The sequence below is a fragment of the Subtercola vilae genome (assembly GCF_004923255.1).
Classification (GTDB): Bacteria; Actinomycetota; Actinomycetes; order Actinomycetales; family Microbacteriaceae; genus Subtercola; species Subtercola vilae.
The window spans coordinates 1-17,961 of sequence record NZ_QYRT01000009.1 but is presented as its reverse complement, the minus strand read 5'-3'; the positions used below and the strand labels follow the sequence as shown (position 1 = coordinate 17,961).

Here is a 17,961-nt window from a genome sequence, read left to right as displayed (position 1 = left end):
GCCCCTCACGACGCCACCTCGACCCGCTGGCCGATCACGGCCGACACCCCGTCTTGCCGCATCGAGACGCCGTACAGCGCGTCAGCGATCTCCATCGTGCGCTTCTGGTGGGTGATGACGATGAGCTGCGAGGTCTGTCGCAGGTCTTGGAAGATCGTGAGCAGACGCCCCAGGTTGGCGTCGTCGAGGGCGGCCTCGACCTCGTCCATGATGTAGAACGGGCTGGGGCGCGCCTTGAAGATGGCGATCAGCAGCGCCACGGCGGCGAGCGAACGTTCGCCGCCCGAGAGCAGAGACAGCCGCTCGATCTTCTTGCCCGCCGGCTTCACACTGACCTCGACCCCCGTCGTGAGCAGATCCGAAGGGTCGGTGAGTGAGATACTCCCGGTTCCGCCGGGAAACAGCACGGGAAACACCTCGGCGAAGGCGTCCCGCGTGTCGTTGAAGGCGGCCTCGAAGATGTACTTCATCTTGTCGTCGATCTCGTCGATGATCGTGAGCAGGTCTTTGCGCGTGTTCGTGAGGTCGGTGAGCTGTTCGGTGAGAAATTTGTGCCGCTGCTCGAGTGCGTCGAACTCTTCGAGTGCGAGCGGGTTCACGCGGCCTAGTTCGGCGAGCATGCGCTCCGCGCGGGCCAGGCGGCGCTTCTGCTCGTCGCGGTCGAACGGAACGGTTTCGGGGTCGGCCGGGCCCGCGTGGTCGCCCCCCTGCGATTCGGTTCCGGATGCCCCCGAAGGAGCCGCACCGGCCGTTCGGCTGATCAGAGCGGGGCCGGCGCCCCGAACATCCATCGGAATCGGCTGATCGGGCCCGTACTCCTCGACCAGATCGGCCTCCACCATGCCGAGCTCAGAACCCACCCGTTCGAGCACGCTCGACAGGTGCAACTTCTTCTCGTAGATCTGCAGTTCGAGCCCGTGCACGTTCTCGGTGATGCCCTGCAAGCGTTGCCGGAGCCCCGCCTCGAGCTTGCGCAGATCGGTCAGTTCGGCATTCTGTTCGGCCCGTTCGGCCTCACTCTGGGCGAGTTCGAGCCGGGCAGCTGCCACCGAACGGTCGACCGAGTCGAGCACCTCTGGCAGGCTTTCGGCGACGGCCGTGGCCGCATCGACCTGCCGGCGCCGAATCACCGCGCGCCGGGCCGCCTCCTCCGCCGCCTGGCGCTCGCTTTCGAGTTGCCGTTCGAGCGCGACCACGCGAGCCTGTTCGGCCCGCACCCGCTCCCGCACGGTCTCGAGCTGCAGCCGCGCGTCGAGTTCGCCGTCGCGCGCCTTCTCGAGGGCTCCGAGCAGATCGTCGCGCGAACTCACATCGAGAATCGGGCGGGGCCGACTGCGCGCCGCATCGAGTTCGACACGCGCCTTCTCGGCCGCCGCCAGTGCCCCCGCCACGGTTTCGCCGGCAGCCGCACGCGAGCGCTCGAGCCGTTCGAACTCACCCTGACTCGCATCGACCTGAGCGCGCAGCCGCGAGAGCCGCTCGGTCTGCGCCGCGAGCCGCGAGTCGAATTCACGCAGTGCCTGCAGCGCCGCCGTCGACTGCTGCTTCGCGTTCTGCAGAATTCCGCGCTGTTCGGCCAAAGCGAACGTGGCACGATCGATGTCGGCCGTCACGATCTCGAGCCGGTCAGACGCCGCATCCCGCTCCGCCACCAGCTCGAGCCGCGACCGTTTCGCGCCCGAGCCGCCGCGCAGCACGTACTCCGTGAGCACGTCGCCGCCCTTCGTGATGATCGTCACCGGGAGGGTTTCCGGATGCCCGGCGTCGCCATCCTCGCTCTCAAGCACCTTCCACGCGGCTCGTGCCGCCGCGATGTCGTTCGCGATAAGGGTCGCGAAGAGAAGCGCTTTCACGCCCGCCGGCGCGACGACCACTTCGGCGGCGGGTGTGAGGCCGGCTTCGGCAACCGAAGCATTCCAGCTCGGAGAACGCGCACCAACACCAACACCTGCACTCTTCGCAGCCGCCATAGCCGCAGAACCCCCCGCCGCCACAATCACCTCGACCCGACCCATATCGCCCGCCCGCGCGTGCTCGAGCGCCGCGAAGGCGTCATCGCGCGTCTCGGCCAGCACCCCGTCGGCGAGCGACCCGAGCGCCGCCGCGATGGCTGCCTCGAACCCCGGCGTGACCTGAACGTTCTCGGCGACGAGCCCGCGCACACCGGCGAGGCCGGAGGCCGCGAGTTCGCTCGATCCGTCTTTCTGCGAGAGCGCCATCGACAGCGCGCTGGCCTTGCCTGCCAGGGCATCTCGTTCGCGTTGGTGCGCGTGCAGGGCATCCCGAAGCTGCTCGATCTCGGCCTCGGCCTCGAACACGGCCGCCTGCGCGAACTCGTAGGCCTCATCGAGGTCGGTCTCGCCCGCGTCGGAGGTGGCCGCCTCGGCCTCGAGGGCGACGAACTCGATCTGCAGGCGTTCGCGGCGGTCGTGGGCCGCGTCGAGCGCGTTCTGCTGCCGCAGGTCTTCGCCGCGAACGGCCGCGAGCCGCGAGTTGGCCGACTCGAGCTGGCCGGCGAGCTTCGAGATCTCGAGGTCGTGCCGCGAGACCAGCGCACTCTGCGCGGCGATCTGCTCGTCGGCCGCGTCGAGCGCCTGCCGCGCGGCGAGGGTCAGTGCCTGAGCGCCGTGCCACGCCTGCTCGGCAGCCACGACTCCCCCGGCGAGGCGCGTCGCCTCGATCTTCGAATCGGCGACCATCGTGGGCGAGACGCCCGGCGCGGCGGCCGAATTCTCCTGCTCAGAGCCGAGCAGCGCCAGGCGCTGATTGGCGAGCGTATAGAGGCCGCGCAGGCGCTCCTGCACCGATTCGAGGCCGAAAGCGGTGCGGCGCGCGAGGTCGACGGCGTCGCCCACTTGGGCCCGCTCGATGCGTTCGATACGCAACTGGTTCTGTTCGAGCTGTTCCTGCAGCACGATGCGCTCGGTGCGCCGCTCGTTCTCGCTCTTCGAGTGGGTGTCCAGGGCAGCTCTCAAGGTGACCACTTCGTCGGCCAGCAGGCGGGCACGGGCATCCCGCACGATCGAGGCGATGCCCTGGGCCTCTTTCGCCACCTCGGCCTGGCGACCCAGAGGTTTCAGCTGGCGCCGGATCTCGCCCGCCAAGTCGCTCAGCCGCGTGAGGTTCGCCTGCATGGCTTCGAGCTTTCGAGCGGTCTTCTCTTTGCGGCGGCGATGCTTCAGGATGCCCGCGGCCTCCTCAATGAATCCACGCCGCCCCTCGGGTGTGGCGTGCAGCACCGCGTCGAGCTGGCCCTGGCCCACGATCACGTGCATCTCCCGCCCGAGGCCGGAGTCGCTGAGCAGCTCCTGCACATCGAGCAGCCGGCACGCGTCGCCGTTGATGGCGTACTCGCTGCCGCCGTTGCGGAACAGCGTGCGGCTGATGGTCACTTCGGAGTAGTCGATCGGCAGAGCGCCGTCGGAGTTGTCGATGGTCAGAATGACCTCGGCCCGGCCGAGCGGGCCGCGAGTGGCCGTGCCCGCGAAGATGACGTCTTCCATCTTGCCGCCGCGAAGCGTCTTCACACCCTGCTCGCCCATCACCCAGGCCAGCGCGTCGACCACATTGCTCTTGCCCGAGCCGTTCGGGCCGACCACGCAGGTCACTCCGGTCTCGAACGCGAACGTCGTGGGCTGCGCGAAAGACTTGAACCCCTTGAGGGTCAGGCTTTTCAGGTACACCGGGCGACCTTTCGAGTGAGGCTTGCGTCTACGGTACAGGGGCCGGGCATCACGGGGTGCCGTGACACGTGCGCCGGTAAACTGGGGGCCATGGCACGCACACCCCTCGTCGCACCGGGTTCAGAGCTCGACGACGCCGAACGACGGCGGTATTCGCGCCAGATCAGGCTGCCGCAGATCGGCGTCGAGGGTCAGCGCCGGCTGAAGGCTGCGCGGGTGCTGGTGATCGGCGCGGGCGGGCTCGGGTCGCCGGTTCTGACCTACCTGGCGGCGGCCGGGGTCGGCACGCTCGGCATTGTCGATTTCGACACGGTCGACGTGTCGAACCTGCAGCGGCAGACCATTCACACAGTGGCGGCGGTCGGTGAGTTGAAGACGCGGTCGGCAGAAGCGGGCATCCGGAGCCTGAACCCGCACGTCACGGTTCAGCTGCACGACGAACGCCTCACCGGGCGCACTGCCGCTCGCATTCTCTCGGGCTACGACCTCGTCGTCGACGCAACCGACAACTTCGCCGCCCGCTACCTCGCAAACGACACGGCAGCCCTGCTCCGGATGCCCTACATCTGGGGTTCGGTGCTGAGGTTCGACGGGCAGGTGTCGACGTTCTGGCCGCTCGCGCCGGGCGGAGCAGTAGACCTCCGCCACCTCTTCCCCACCCCTCCCGCCGACGACGAAGCTGAATCGTGCGCGGTGGCCGGCGTGCTCGGGCCGCTCTGCGGCGTCGTGGGATCAGCCATGGCGGCCGAGGCGCTGAAGCTCATCGTCGGGTTCGGCGAGCCGCTGTTCGGGCGCATCCTGGTGGTCGACGCCCTCGATTCGACGTTCACGATCGTGCCGTTCAGGGCCGCCGCCGAAAGCAATCCCCCGCTCTCCGACACCGCTGAGAGCCGCCCGACAACCGACAGCACCGCCACCTCCGATGGGAGCAGTCCGATGACCCCAGATACCGCGCGCGCCACCGCCGCACCCGCAACCGCACCCGCCGCCAGCTCAGTGCCGCGTCGCTCGCCCTCTGTCACCGTCGACATGCTCGCCGAGCGCCTGGCCGCACGGGCCGCGGGCACCGACGACTTCGTGCTCGTCGACGTGCGCGAGGAGTGGGAGCACGACGCCGTCGCGATCGAGGGTGCCGAACTCGTTCCCCTCGACTCGCTGCTTTCGGATGCGGCACGCGCGCTCATCCCGCAGACCGCCGAGGTGCTCGTGCACTGCCACCACGACGGACGCTCGCGCTACGCACGCGACGTGCTCCTCCAGTCGGGCTACTCCGACGTCACCTTCGTCGAGGGCGGCATCGATGCCTGGGCCGCCCTCATCGACCCGACCCTGCCGCGGTACTGACCCTCACCACCCCGCCTCGCCACCCCCGGCCGCCACCGGATCCCATCGACTCGGCGAAGTTTGCGGGTGCTACCGCGCCACACCCACAAACTTCGCCGACTGGATGACCGGGTGAGGTGGGGCTGGGCGGCGGGGATCAGCCGCCGGCGAAGGGGGGCAGCACGTCGAGGGTGTCTCCGTCGTACAACGGTTGGGTTCGCGCGGCGGCGACCCCGTTGACGAGGAAGGTGCTGCGACCGAAGACCGGCAGCGACGCGAGGCCCGCGGTCACGAGCAGGTCATCGACCGTGCATCCGGAGTCGACGTCACGCAACTCTTCTGCCACACCCGCCGCCGCCTTCGCCGCAGCGAAATACCGCACCCGCACGCGCACCCGAATCAAGCCGGCACCCGCCGCAGTGCCGCCATCAAGATCAGCCGCGCCCTCACCTGCCGCCGCGCCGCGACCAGCGCCCGCCACCTCAACCACCGATGGCACTCATCGGCCGCTCAGGCTGCACGAACCCGGCCGCGTTCATTCCGTGCCCCGACGGTTTCGCCCACATGGCGGCCCGCCAGAGGTCGGCCACCTCGTCGTCGCCGGCCCCGGCACGCATCGGGCCGAGCAGGTCGGTCTCAGTGTGCGAGAAGAGGCAGCTGCGCACCCCGCCCTCAGCGGTGAGGCGGGTGCGGCGGCAGTCTTCGCAGAAGGCTTCGGTGACCGAAGCGATGATGCCCACCGTTCCGAGCGAGGGGTCGTCGAGCGACGCACCGCGGGCGCGCACCTGGTAGAGCTCGGCGGGCGAACCGTCGCGAGGCTCGCTGTCGGGCGTCAGCTGAAAGCGTTCGGAGAGGCGGCGACGCATCTCGGCCGCGGTGATCATGATGTCGCGGTCCCAGATGTGGTCGGCGTCAAGCGGCATCTGCTCGATGAAGCGCAGCTGATGCCCGCCCGCCAGCGCCCACGCGAGCAGGTCGGGCCCCTCGGTGTCGTTGACGCCGGGAATGAGCACGGCGTTGATCTTGGTATGCCCGATGCCCGCAGCGCCGAGCGAATCGATACCTTTCAGCACCTTGTCGAGAAACGGCCGACGAGTGATGATGGCGAACGTCTCGGCGCAGATCGAGTCGAGCGAAACGTTCACACGGTCAAGCCCTGCATCAGCGAGGGCGACAGCGCGGCCGGCCAGCCCGATGGCGTTGGTCGTCAGCGAGATCTCTGGGCGGGCATCCAGAGCTGCTACGCCCCGGATGATCTCGACCAGGTCTTTGCGAAGCAGGGGCTCGCCACCCGTGAAGCGCACCTGGCGAACCCCCAGGCGCTCGGTGGCCAGGCGGGCGAGACGCACGATCTCGTCGCGCTGCATCAGCTTCGGTGTCGGCAAAAACGGAAGACCCTCGGCCGGCATGCAGTACGTGCAGCGCAGGTTGCACTTGTCTGTGAGCGAGATGCGCAGGTCGGTGGCCGAGCGGCCGAAGCTGTCGACCAGCCCGGGCGCACTCGCCGAACTCGGGCGGGCGCCGTACTGCGCGAGCTGCGACGCCCCCGCTCCGCCCGGCGAGCCGAGACGCACCTGGGGAACACCGAGCATCACAGTCATTCATCAAGAGTAAGAGTTTTGCGGCCCGCTTTCTGACTTCGCGCACAGATTGACAACAGGGTGCCGCAGTGAGGGCAGTGTGGGGCAGGATGGTCGTGTGAACCGTCGCAGCACTGAAGAACACCGGGCAGCCGTCGACGCGCTGCTCGCGCCGCTCTTCGAGAACCGGGTGAGCGAGCTGCTCGAGGTGTCTCCTCAGCGACTCGCCGAGCACTCGGGAGAGTTTCGCGCGCGGGTTCTGGCCAGCGACCTGCTCTCGCCCACCGATCTGCCGAACTTCGACAATTCACAAATGGACGGCTACGCGGTCTCGTGGTTCGACCTCGTGACGGCGTCGCCCGAGAACCCGGTCGAGCTGCTCGTGGCGGCGCAGATCGCGGCCGGCGACGGAGCGGAACCCCTGGCTTCGGGCACGGCGGCACCCATCATGACGGGGGCGCCGGTGCCTCCCGGGGCCGACGCGATCGTGCCGATCGAGCAGGCGATTCCGCCGCGGTTCGCTGCGATTGCGTCGAGTGAGACCGCCGAGGAGACGCCCGAAGCGTCTGGCGCGACCAGCGATACCCCTGTCGCGGCCAGCGCGCCCGCCACGGTCAGCTTCATCGAACCCGTCACCCCTGGCACGTTCATCCGCCGCACCGGCAGCGACGTGCGCGCCGGAGCCGTGCTGCTGCCCGCCGGCAGCCCGCTCGGCCCGGCCCAGCTCGGCGTCATCGCCGGCACCGGCCTGACCGTCATCGACGTGGTGCGGCGCATCCGGGTGCTGCTGGTGTCGACCGGGCACGAGATCCGCGAGCCCGGCACAACGCTCGGCGCCGGGCAGATCTTCGACGCGAACAGCGTGTCGCTCAGCGTGGCGCTGATCGAAGCCGGGTGCGAGGTGACGGCGGTTCCGTGCCGCTCTGATGACGCGGTAGATCTGCTGGGCATCCTCGCCGCCCACGCCAGCGCACACGACCTCATCATCACCGTGGGCGGGGTGAGTGCGGGCGCCCGCGAAGTGGTGCGCGACGCCCTCGGCCCGCTCGGCGTCGAATTCGGCACGGTGGCCATGCAGCCCGGCGGCCCCCAGGGATTCGGTCGAGCGACCCTCGACGACGTGGTGCGGCCGGTGCTCAGCCTGCCAGGCAACCCGGTGAGCGCGCTGGTGTCGTTCGAGATGTTCGTGCGGCCAGCTCTTCGCCGACTTGCCCAGAGCGAGCCGGCCGACCGGATGCGCGAGGTAGCGATGATCATCGGCGCCACCGACTCCCCGCCCGGGGTCTATCAGGTTCGGCGGGGGTTCGTGCACGACGACGGCACCGTCGAACTCGTCGGAGGGCCGAGCTCGCACCTGCTGCACTCGTATGCCTCCTCGAACGCCCTCGTGCACATTCCGGCCGACGTCGAACACCTCGACGCCGGCGACCCCGTGATGGTGTGGAGGATCGATGAGTGACCATGCAGGACGCCACAGGGGCGCAGCGGCGGCGGGCGACCACGCAACCGCACCCGCCCTCACCCATGTGCGCCCCGACGGCGCCGTTCTCATGGTCGACGTCACCGACAAACCCGTCACCAAGCGCGTCGCGCACGCCCGCGCCACCCTCATCACCCGGCCCGACGTGATCGCCATGCTCATGGCCGGCGAACTCCCCAAAGGCGAAGCCCTCGCCACGGCCCGCATTGCCGGCATCATGGGCGCCAAACAGACGTCGAGCCTCATTCCGCTCTGCCACCCACTGCCACTGTCAGGCGCGACCATCGACTTCACCGCGTCAGACGACCGCGTGCTCATCGAGACCATGGTGAAGACCACCGGCGTCACCGGCGTCGAAATGGAAGCCCTCACTGCCGCATCCATCGCCGCCCTCACCCTCTACGACATGATCAAAGCCGTCGACAAGCACGCCAGCATCACCGGTATCGAGGTCGTCTCGAAGACCGGCGGCAAGAGCGGCGACTGGGTGCGGGGCGACGCGTGAACACCGCGGTAGTACTCATCGCATCGACGAGGGCCGCGACGGGCGTGTACACCGACCGAACGGGCCCTCTGATCGCCGAGTGGCTGACGGGCCGTGGATGGTCGGTGGGCGACCCCCTCGTCGTCGCCGACGGCCCCGGGGTCGGCACCGCGCTGGCCCAGATCATCGCCGGTTCGCCCACCCTCGTCGTGACCAGCGGAGGAACGGGCATCCATCCCGGCGACCGCACCCCCGACCAGACGCGCGCGCTACTCGACTACGAGATTCCGGGCTTCGCAGAGGAGCTCCGCCGCCGCGGCTCGCTGAAGGTCGCGAGCGCCCTGCTCTCTCGCGGCGTGGCCGGCGTCGCCGGGTCGACCATTGTGCTGAACCTTCCGGGCTCGACCGGCGGCGTGAAAGACGGCCTCGGCCTGCTCGACGACGTTCTCGACCACATGGTCGACCAGCTGAGAGGCGGCGACCATGAGCGCTGACAACCTGACCTACGACAGCGACGACCGCAGCGCCCCCGGCAGCATCGCCTTCGCCTTCGTGAGTGACGCCGGCATCACCGTCGAGTGGTGCGTCGACAACGTCAGCTCCGACGAGGCCGGCGCGGTCGTCACGTTCAGCGGAGTCGTGCGCAACCACGACCACGGGCAGTCGGTCGAACGGTTGACCTACAGCGCGCATCCGTCGGCCGACGAGGTCATGCGCCGCGTCGCCGAAGACGTCGCCGCCCGGCACCCCGGCACCCGCATCGCCGTCGCGCACCGCATCGGCGACCTGGTCGTCGGTGACATCGCCCTCGCCTGCGCCGTGGCGTCAGCGCACCGGGCCGCAGCTTTCGCCGCCTGCGCCGAACTCATCGATGCGGTAAAAGAACGTGTTCCCATCTGGAAGGAGCAGGTCTTCACCGACGGCACCACCGAGTGGGTCGGCGCCGCCTGACACGAACACCACCCCGCACGCGGCACGGGCATCCGACACCCCCTCTCGAAACCGCACCCCGCCCGCACCGCCCACTCCCCGTTACATGCCCGACATTTTTGTGGTGTTCACTGATCAGATCCCGCTTTCTCGCGGGCTGGGCCGCCGTCGGGCCCACAGAAAGGGCACCTGCATCATGGATCTGAACACCATCACCGATGTTCGGCTGGCCCGTAGCCGCGCCGACCTGGTGGCGCTCTGCACCACGGTCGTACCCCTCGCCGGCGGTTCCGCGCTCTTCGGCGAGCCCCAGAACCACCTCGAGGGCTTCGTCGACCTGATGACCCTCGAGTGGCCTGCCCTCACCGTCACCCCCGACGGTCTCGACATCGCCGCCACCTGCACCATCGCCGAGCTCTCGCGCTTCCCCGCCCAACCCGGCTGGCTCGCGCACCCCGCGTTCTTCCAGTGCTGCACAGCCCTGTTCGGCTCGTTCAAGGTCTGGAACGTCGCCACCGTCGGCGGCAACCTCTGCGCCTCGCTTCCGGCCGGCCCCATGACCTCCCTCACGGCTGCGCTCGACGGTGAAGTGCTCATCTGGAGCCCCGACGGCAGCGAGCGCCGGATGCCCGTGACCTCGTTCATCACCGGAAACACCACGAACATCCTGACCCCTGGCGAGGTTCTGCGTTCGATTCACCTGCCGCTTCGAGCGCTCGAGGCGAGGGTGGGCTACCGCAAGATCGCCCTGTCCCCGCTCGGACGATCGGGGGCCGTACTGCTCGGCCGCCTCGAACGCTCTGGCGCCTTCGTTCTGACCGTCACCGCCGCCACCGTAAAGCCTGTTCAGCTGAGCTACGACGCCCTGCCCGACGCCGACACTCTGCGCGCCGACGTCGAACGCCTCGACGAATGGTTCACTGATGCTCATGGCGCCGCCGACTGGCGACGCGCCGTGAGTTGCGTCTTGGCCGACGAGATCCGCGAGGAGCTGGCATGAAGTTCACCGTCAACGGCGAGCCCACCGAGGCCACCCCGCGCGCCGGCCAGGCCCTTCGCACCCTGCTGCGCGACACCGAGCACTTCGAGGTCAAGAAGGGTTGCGACACGGGCGACTGCGGCGCGTGCTCGGTTCTCGTCGACGGCGAGCCCGTGCACTCCTGCGTCTACCCGGCTCACCGCATCGAGGGCCACGACGTCACCACCGTGGCCGGCCTCGGCACCCCTGACGCTCTCAGCCCCGTTCAGCAGAGCTTCGTCGACGCCGCCGGGTTCCAGTGCGGGTTCTGCACCGCGGGCATGGTCGTCACGGCCTCCACCCTCACCGAGGCAGACCCGGCCGATCTGCCGCGCCTGCTCAAAGGCAACCTCTGCCGCTGCACCGGCTACCGCTCGATCAGAGACGCCTTCGCCGGCATCACCAACGTGACCCCGCGCCCTTGCGCCGCCTCGTCCTCCGGCCCGGTCGACCCTGCAGCGTGCGCCGCCCACGCCGCCTCTGCCAACCCCGGCTCCGGATGCCCGACCGCCGCCCGCTCGCATGCCGCGGCTCCCACCACCGCGCCGCCCGCCGCAACCACTCCCGCCCCGCGCTCCGTCGGCACCTCGGAGCGCGCCCCCGCCGGCGCCCGCATCGTGACCGGGCGCGAGGAGTACACGCTCGACGTCGCCATCCCTGGCCTCCTGCACCTCGTCGTACTGCGGAGCCCGCACGCCCACGCCCGCATCACCCGCCTCGACACCTCCGCCGCCGAGGCCCTCGAGGGCGTCGCCGCCGTGCTGACCCACCGCGACTCCCCGAGCACCCTCTTCTCCACCGCCCGCCACGAGAACCGCACCGACGACCCCGACGACACGCTCGTGCTCGACCCGGTCATCCGGTTCAGGGGCCAGCGCGTCGCCGTCGTCGTCGCCGAAACCGTTGGCATAGCAGAGGCCGCGAGCCGGCTCATCGAGGTCGAGTACGACGTTCTACCGGCCAACTTCGACCCGGCGAAGGCGCGGCAGCCGGGCATCCCACTGCTGCACAGCGGCAAAAACCCCAACGACTCGCGCATCGCCGACCCCGAGACGAACCTCGTCGCAGCCCTGCACGGCGAATACGGCGACATCGCCCAGGGCTTCGCCGACGCCGACGTGACCGTGAGCGGAACCTGGCAGTCGCACCGCATCGCCGCCACCGCCCTCGAGACCCACGCCAGCATCGGCTGGCTCGACGACGACGGCCGGCTCGTGCTGCGCACCAGCTCGCAGGTGCCTTTTCTCGTTCAGAAGGAGCTGGCCCGGCTCTTCGACCGGAGCCTCGACACCATCCGCGTCTTCACTGCCCGCGTGGGCGGCGGTTTCGGCAGCAAGCAGGAGATCCAGACCGAAGACATCGTCAGCCTCGCCGTTCTGAAAACCGGTCGCCCGGTGCAGTACGAGATGAGCCGCACCGACGAACTCACCGTCGTGCCGTGCCGCCACCCCATGCGGGTGAGCGTCAGCCTCGGCGCCACCGCGGCCGGCCTGCTCACGGCCATGAAGGTCGACGTGCTCAGTGACACCGGCGCCTACGGAAACCACGGCCCCGGCGTCATGTACCACAGCTGCTCAGAGTCGATCAGCGTCTACAACTCGCCCAACAAGCGCGTCGATGCCGAAGCCGTCTACACGAACAACATGCCCTCTGGCGCCTTTCGCGGCTACGGTCTCGGCCAGGTCGTGTTCGGCATCGAGTCGGCGATGGATGACCTCGCCATCGCCCTCGACATGAACCCCTTCGAGCTGCGGCGCCTCAACGCCGTCAGCCCCACCGACCCGCTCGTCGTCACCCATGTCGAAGGCGACGACCTTGTCTTCGGAGGCAGCTACGGCCTCGACCAGTGCCTCGACCTCGCCCAGAACGCTCTCGCCACAGGACCCGAATCGGGTCGCAGCCTGCCAGCACCCGACGGGCCAGAGTGGTCGGTGGGTGAGGGAATGGCCGCCGCCATGATCGCCACCATCCCGCCGCGCGGCCACTTCGCCGAGGCTTCCATCACCCTCGGCCTCGACGGCCGGTACACCATCAACGCCGGCACGGCAGAGTTCGGCAACGGAACCACCACCGTGCACACTCAGCTCGCCGCAACAGCGCTCAACACGAGTGCGTCACTCATCGGCATCCGGCAGTCCGACACCGACGTGGTGCCGTACGACACGGGGGCCTTCGGCTCGGCCGGAACCGTCGTGGCCGGCAAAGCCGTGCTCGCCGCAGCGACCGCCCTCGCGGTGAAACTCGGCGAGGTCGCGGAGGCTCTCACGGGCATCCCGGCCACGGCCTGGCAGCTGAACTCCGAGGGTCTCTCTTCGGGCGACCGGATGCTCACCCTCACCGAACTCGCAGCGGCCGGCACCGAGGCGGCCCCCGCCGTCACCACCGTTCGCATCGACGGCGGGGTCGCGAACGCAGCCCCCGCCGCGCGCGGGATCACGGCCCTCGGTACCCACGCCGGGCACCGCCGTTCGCTCGCGTTCAACGTGCACGCCATGCGGGTCGCCGTCAACAGCCGTACCGGCGAACTGCGTATCCTTCAGTCGATCCAGGCCGCCGACGCGGGCTTCGTCATCAACCCCGAGCAGTGCCGGGGCCAGATCGAGGGCGGAGTCGCTCAAGGCATCAGCACCTCGCTCTACGAAGAACTCATCCTCGATGCCGAGGGCACCGTGACCACGAGCGTGCTGCGCAACTACCACCTCGCCCAGTTCGCCGACACTCCCACCACCGAGGTCTATTTCGCCGACACCGCCGACGGGCTCGGGCCCTTCGGCGCCAAATCGATGAGCGAGGCGCCGTTCAACCCCGTCGCCCCTGCCCTCGCCAATGCCGTACGGAACGCCACCGGTCGCCGCCCCCGCGAACTGCCGTTCTCTCGCGACCGTCTCTGGCGTCTGCTGAACGCTGACACCGCCAGCTGACACAGCCGACGGGCTGCGCTATATTCCGATTCAGGAATGTTTCGCGGCCGCGCCATGAATAGGGCCTGCGAGGTACCTCAGCGACCCCCCTGATGCAGCCGTGCGGGTAGCCACGACCTCGGCCAGAATCGAGAGCGCCGTCTCTTCGGGAGTACTGGCCCCGATGTCGAGACCGATGGGCGAGTGCAGTCGCTCGAGTGCGTCGCTGTCGACCGTCTGGCAGAGCGCCTCGAGGCGTCTCTCGTGCGTACGCCTCGACCCCATCGCTCCGACGTAGGCGATCGGAAGGCCGAGGGCCACCTCGAGCAGCGGAATGTCGAACTTGTCGTCGTGGGTCAGAACGCACACCACAGTTCGGGCATCCACCTCTGTACGTGCCAAATAGTCGGAAGGCCATTCGACAACGACGTCGTGTGCCGCCGGAAACCGCTCGGCGGTCGCGAAAACGGGCCTCGCATCGCAGATGGTCACGCGGTAGCCCAGCAGCACAGCCGCCTGCGCAAGTGCCGCCGAGAAGTCGACCGCGCCGAAGATGATCATGCGTGGGGCTGTCGCCGCCACGACGAACAGGGCTTTGATCGGCGCGTCATCACACTCCACCACGGCCAACCCGCTCTGCCCGGCCGAGATACGAGCGGCCAGCTCGGCACGCAGGCGGTTCGCGCTGTCGACCGGCACACCGACGAACTCCGACGGTTCGTGACCGCCCACCAGCACGGCGCCGAGCGCGTCGCCCTCCACGATCATGGCAATGCCGGCCGGGCGCCCTTCAGCAGCGGCTGCGAACTCACGCTGCAGCGCGTCATCGCGTTCGTCAACCGCACCCCCGATGCGTTGAACGATCACCTCGATGCGCCCCCCGCACGCCAGGCCCACGGCAAACGCATCGTCGTCGGAGTAGCCGAACTGCTGCACCGAAGCCCGGCCCGTCTCCAGCACTTCGGCGCAGGCCTCGTACACCGCACCCTCGACACAGCCCCCCGAGATACTGCCGATCACGGCGCCGCTGTCGACCAGTGCCATCGAGGTCGCCAGCGTGCGAGGGGCGCTGCCGTCGATGCGGGTCACGGTAGCCACCGCGATGTGATGCCCCGCGTCGAGCAGGGGCAGCAGTGCGCTGGCAAGTTCGAGCATCCGGTCACTCCTTCCCTTTGGCGGCGAGGGCTGTCGACAGTTCTTCCGTTGAACGATGAAACCACACATTCGCTGTGGTCTGTTGCCCGGCCATATTTCGATCAGGTGGCAGCGTGTGTCGGGCACATTTCAGAAGCGCTGAGTGCGGCCCCCTCAGAAAAGTTACGCTGGAAGCCCGAACCACCGCACGACTCGCACCACTCGCACGCGCACGGAGGCACCAATGGTCGACCACTACGATCTCATCGTACGAGCACACTCTGCGCTCATCGACGGAGCCTTCCGCCCGGCGACCCTCGCCGTAACGAACGGCACGATTGTCGCGATCGGCGACCACGATGCCGAGTTCACGGCGACGACGGAGGTCGCCCTGCCCGCGGGCCAGGTACTGATCCCGGGAATCGTCGACACCCATGTGCACGTGAACGAACCCGGCCGCACAGACTGGGAGGGCTTCGCCAGCGCAACCCGGGCGGCTGCTGCCGGCGGGGTCACGACCATCATCGACATGCCGCTCAACAGCATTCCGCCGACGACGACAGTGGATGCCCTGCGGCAGAAACGCGAAGCTGCCGCCGCCCAGGCCACCATCGACATCGGGTTCTGGGGCGGAGCCATCCCGTCGAGTCTCGGCCACCTCGAGCCGCTGCACAGGGCTGGTGTCTTCGGCTTCAAAGCGTTTCTCTCCCCTTCGGGTGTCGACGAGTTCCCGCACCTCAGCTCCGAACAACTGCACGCCGCCCTGGCCGAGCTCGCCGCCTTCGATGGGCTGCTCATCGTGCACGCCGAAGATCCCGGAGTGCTCGAAGCCCACGAGAACACCGGCGGCGTGGGTTATGACGACTTCGTGGCGAGTCGACCCGACAGCGCCGAGAAGACGGCCATCGAGCACGTCATCGAGGGCCTGCGCCGCACCGGTGCACGCGCCCATATTCTGCACCTCTCCTCTGCCAGCGCCCTGCCCACCATTCGGGCAGCCAAAGCCGAGGGGCTGCACCTCACCGTCGAGACGTGCCCGCACTATCTGAGCTTCGCCTCCGAGGGAATACCCGACGGCGCTACCCAGTACAAGTGCTGCCCTCCCATTCGCGATGAAAGCAATCGCCGAGAGCTCTGGCAGGCACTCATCGCGGGCGACATCGATCTCATCGCTTCCGACCACTCCCCCAGCACCCGCGAGCTGAAGCTCGGGCACGGCGGTGACTTCGGCCTGGCCTGGGGAGGCATCTCTGGTCTCGAGGTGAGCCTTCCCGCAGTGTGGTCGGCTGCGCGTGAGTTCGGTATCACTCTCGAGCAGGTGGTCGAGTGGATGACCGGCTCCACCTCCCGCCTCGCGGGTCTCCCCGCCAAGGGGTCGCTGGCCGTAGGCACCGACGCCGACTTCGTCGCCTTCGCCCCCGATGAGACGTTCACCGTTATCGCGGAACACCTCCAGCACAAGAACAAGGTCACGGCATTCGACGGCTCCGAGCTGCACGGGGTCGTGCACACCACCTGGCTCGGCGGCGAACCCGTCTTCGTGCTCGGCGCGCCGAACGATCAAGTGCGCCTTCGAGGCCGACTCCTGACAGCGACGCACTGATTCGCCGCCCCACACAGACCACCGAACATCCACCCATCCGAAAGGAGACCCGATCGTGCCCATCGTTCTTGGTCCAAACCGTTACGGCAAAGCAGAAAACCGGGTCGTGCGCATCTACCGCGACCAGGCCCGCCACGAGATTCGCGACATCAATGTTTCGACGGCCCTTCGCGGAGCGTTCGCCGGCGCTCACCTTTTCGGCGATCAATCGCAGGTGCTGCCGACAGACAGCCAGAAGCAGACCGCATACTCATTCGCCAAGGAGAAGGGGCTGGTCACCATCGAGGCATACGCCCTCGAGCTCGGCCGCCACTTCGCCGACACGGTTGAGTACGTCGACTCTGCCCGCATCGAGGTCGAAGAGTTTCTCTGGCAGCGCGTCAGCGCGGGCGGGATCGAACACGACCACACCTGGGTGCGCTCGGGCCAGGAGGTTCGCACAGCCGCCGTCACGATTGAGGGGCACGGCGACGATCAGAGCGCCACCGTCATCGCCGGCTTCAAAGACCTCACCATCTTGAAGTCGACCGGCTCGGAGTTCGCCGGGTTCTACGAAGACGGCTACACGCTGCTTGAGCCGACCAACGACCGCGTGATGGCCACATCGCTGGTGGCGCAGTGGCGCTACGTCGGCACCGACGTCGACTGGAACGCCGCCTACGAAGGCATAAAGACAATCCTCATCGAGAAGTTCGCCACACTTCACTCGCTCGCTCTGCAGCAGACCCTGTTCGAAATGGGTAAGGCCGCGCTCGAAGCCTACGACTCCCTCGCCGAGATTCGCTTCGTTGCACCGAACAAACATCACTTCGTCTACAACCTCGAACCCTTCGGTGTCGAGAACAACAACGAGGTCTTCAACGCGGATGACCGGCCGTACGGCCTCATCCAGGTCAGCGTGCTGCGCGACGAGCTTCCTGCCGCGCCCGCCGCCTGGGACAGCTACACCGGCCTCGTCTAGCCGCTCAGAACTGCGCTACGCAGCACCGCACTGCACTGAGAAGAAGCCCAGCCCCATCCCGGGACTGGGCTTCTTCTCAGTGGCAACGCGTCAGGTACCGCTGCAGAAGATCAGCGTCGAACTGACAGAAGCGCCGGTCTTCGACCCGGTTCCGATGTAGCCCGAAGGAAGCGCGGCACTGGCATTCAGAGCGAACGCGACCGAGATCGAGAGCGTCGTGCGAAGCGCAAGCGTAGCACCGGCCGGCAGGGCGGCGGTCAGCGTGATCTGTCGACTGGTGCCGCTCAAGACGGCGACGCTGGCGATGACCGGCGCAGGCGTGAAGACACCGATATTGGCGATACCTGAACCGGTGATCGTGACGACAGTGCCGATCGGCAGGGGCGCGGAGCCCGCGGTCAAGGTAAAACCAGGGCCGAGCACTCCCAACACGCCACAAGTGCCGTCGAGGTGGAAGGCGCCCACTTCGGTGTTGCCCGAGGCAGCCATAGCCGGTGATGCAATCGCCAGCGAGATAACGGGAACAGACCATGCCGCTGCTTTGACAAGTGAGCGGCGATTGACAAGCGTGTCTTTCTCGACCGCCGAGGTGTCATTTTCTTTCATTCTGCTGTACCCCCGAGGTGGTTTCATTTGTGGTGAAACCCCATCATTTCTGAGGGATACAGAGGGTGTCGGGCAGCTCCCCCGAATGATGCAAGGCCGGTTCAAGCCGCGGGTGAGGGAAGCCCAGGCCCCTAAATGCAGGAAAGCCCAGCAACCGTTTGTGGGGGTTGTTGGGCTTTCCTGGTGTTTCTAGAAGGAGTCCGGCGGTGTCCTACTCTCCCACAAGGTCTCCCTTGCAGTACCATCGGCGCTGCGAGTC

At 68.1% G+C, this 17,961-nt stretch carries 14 protein-coding genes; 9 read left to right on the top strand and 5 right to left on the bottom strand.

Annotated elements, in window-relative coordinates; genetic code table 11:
* Positions 1–5: 5 nt before the first annotated feature.
* Entirely contained in the window at positions 6–3,683 is a 3,678-nt protein-coding gene (gene smc / locus D4765_RS06535) for a chromosome segregation protein SMC (RefSeq protein WP_136641488.1), read from the bottom strand.
* A 90-nt stretch (positions 3,684–3,773) separates the two neighbouring features.
* Between smc and moeB the strand changes: the two genes are divergently transcribed.
* A complete protein-coding gene (moeB, locus tag D4765_RS06530; protein ID WP_136641487.1) occupies positions 3,774–5,027 on the top strand; it encodes a molybdopterin-synthase adenylyltransferase MoeB in 1,254 nt (417 codons plus the stop codon).
* A 136-nt stretch (positions 5,028–5,163) separates the two neighbouring features.
* Here the strand turns inward: moeB and D4765_RS06525 are convergent, their stop codons facing one another.
* Positions 5,164–5,496 carry a MoaD/ThiS family protein gene (locus tag D4765_RS06525; RefSeq protein WP_338054627.1) on the bottom strand — a complete coding sequence of 111 codons (333 nt, stop codon included), beginning with the start codon at positions 5,494–5,496 and terminating at the stop codon, positions 5,164–5,166.
* Complete coding sequence (gene moaA, locus D4765_RS06520) at positions 5,489–6,607, bottom strand: GTP 3',8-cyclase MoaA (RefSeq protein WP_136641486.1); 1,119 nt, start codon at positions 6,605–6,607, stop codon at positions 5,489–5,491. Before moaA ends, D4765_RS06525 begins: the two co-directional genes overlap by 8 nt.
* A 97-nt stretch (positions 6,608–6,704) precedes the next feature.
* On the opposite strand from moaA, the gene D4765_RS06515 reads away from it, so the two are divergent.
* From D4765_RS06515 to D4765_RS06490, 6 genes are all read left to right on the top strand, one after another.
* Positions 6,705–8,045 carry a molybdopterin molybdotransferase MoeA gene (locus D4765_RS06515; RefSeq protein ID WP_237280292.1) on the top strand — a complete coding sequence of 447 codons (1,341 nt, stop codon included), beginning with the start codon at positions 6,705–6,707 and terminating at the stop codon, positions 8,043–8,045.
* Entirely contained in the window at positions 8,038–8,571 is a 534-nt protein-coding gene (gene moaC, locus D4765_RS06510; protein WP_136641484.1) for a cyclic pyranopterin monophosphate synthase MoaC, read from the top strand. Before D4765_RS06515 ends, moaC begins: the two co-directional genes overlap by 8 nt.
* Positions 8,568–9,044: a MogA/MoaB family molybdenum cofactor biosynthesis protein gene (locus tag D4765_RS06505; RefSeq protein ID WP_136641483.1), complete on the top strand. Its 477-nt coding sequence runs from the start codon at positions 8,568–8,570 to the stop codon at positions 9,042–9,044. The genes moaC and D4765_RS06505 overlap by 4 nt, the downstream gene beginning before the upstream one ends.
* Entirely contained in the window at positions 9,034–9,501 is a 468-nt protein-coding gene (locus D4765_RS06500) for a molybdenum cofactor biosynthesis protein MoaE (RefSeq protein WP_136641482.1), read from the top strand. Before D4765_RS06505 ends, D4765_RS06500 begins: the two co-directional genes overlap by 11 nt.
* A 175-nt stretch (positions 9,502–9,676) precedes the next feature.
* Positions 9,677–10,480 (top strand): FAD binding domain-containing protein, encoded by an 804-nt coding sequence (locus tag D4765_RS06495; protein WP_136641481.1) that lies wholly within the window; start codon positions 9,677–9,679, stop codon positions 10,478–10,480.
* Positions 10,477–13,419: a molybdopterin-dependent oxidoreductase gene (locus D4765_RS06490; RefSeq protein ID WP_136641480.1), complete on the top strand. Its 2,943-nt coding sequence runs from the start codon at positions 10,477–10,479 to the stop codon at positions 13,417–13,419. The genes D4765_RS06495 and D4765_RS06490 overlap by 4 nt, the downstream gene beginning before the upstream one ends.
* 30 nt (positions 13,420–13,449) lie before the next feature.
* Here the strand turns inward: D4765_RS06490 and D4765_RS06485 are convergent, their stop codons facing one another.
* Positions 13,450–14,553, bottom strand: coding sequence for an XdhC family protein (locus D4765_RS06485; RefSeq protein ID WP_136641479.1), 1,104 nt, complete (start codon positions 14,551–14,553; stop codon positions 13,450–13,452).
* A gap of 223 nt (positions 14,554–14,776) precedes the next feature.
* Between D4765_RS06485 and allB the strand changes: the two genes are divergently transcribed.
* Both allB and pucL read left to right on the top strand, forming a co-directional pair.
* Positions 14,777–16,135 carry an allantoinase AllB gene (allB, locus tag D4765_RS06480; protein ID WP_136641478.1) on the top strand — a complete coding sequence of 453 codons (1,359 nt, stop codon included), beginning with the start codon at positions 14,777–14,779 and terminating at the stop codon, positions 16,133–16,135.
* Positions 16,136–16,190: 55 nt separating this feature from the next.
* On the top strand, positions 16,191–17,096 hold the full coding sequence (pucL, locus tag D4765_RS06475) for a factor-independent urate hydroxylase (protein ID WP_136641477.1): 906 nt from the start codon (positions 16,191–16,193) through the stop codon (positions 17,094–17,096).
* Positions 17,097–17,186: 90 nt separating this feature from the next.
* Here the strand turns inward: pucL and D4765_RS06470 are convergent, their stop codons facing one another.
* Positions 17,187–17,702 (bottom strand): hypothetical protein, encoded by a 516-nt coding sequence (locus D4765_RS06470; protein ID WP_145971562.1) that lies wholly within the window; start codon positions 17,700–17,702, stop codon positions 17,187–17,189.
* Positions 17,703–17,961: the final 259 nt, after the last annotated feature.

What these genes read in the sequence shown, in the direction of transcription:
- moeB (WP_136641487.1), top strand. Translation starts at nt 3,774, where the DNA reads ATGGCACGCACACCCCTCGTCGCACCGGGTTCAGAGCTCGACGACGCC.
- moaA (WP_136641486.1), bottom strand. Translation starts at nt 6,607, where the DNA reads ATGACTGTGATGCTCGGTGTTCCCCAGGTGCGTCTCGGCTCGCCGGGC.
- moaC (WP_136641484.1), top strand. Translation starts at nt 8,038, where the DNA reads ATGAGTGACCATGCAGGACGCCACAGGGGCGCAGCGGCGGCGGGCGAC.
- D4765_RS06500 (WP_136641482.1), top strand. Translation starts at nt 9,034, where the DNA reads ATGAGCGCTGACAACCTGACCTACGACAGCGACGACCGCAGCGCCCCC.
- D4765_RS06495 (WP_136641481.1), top strand. Translation starts at nt 9,677, where the DNA reads ATGGATCTGAACACCATCACCGATGTTCGGCTGGCCCGTAGCCGCGCC.
- D4765_RS06490 (WP_136641480.1), top strand. Translation starts at nt 10,477, where the DNA reads ATGAAGTTCACCGTCAACGGCGAGCCCACCGAGGCCACCCCGCGCGCC.
- D4765_RS06485 (WP_136641479.1), bottom strand. Translation starts at nt 14,553, where the DNA reads ATGCTCGAACTTGCCAGCGCACTGCTGCCCCTGCTCGACGCGGGGCAT.
- allB (WP_136641478.1), top strand. Translation starts at nt 14,777, where the DNA reads ATGGTCGACCACTACGATCTCATCGTACGAGCACACTCTGCGCTCATC.
- D4765_RS06470 (WP_145971562.1), bottom strand. Translation starts at nt 17,702, where the DNA reads ATGAAAGAAAATGACACCTCGGCGGTCGAGAAAGACACGCTTGTCAAT.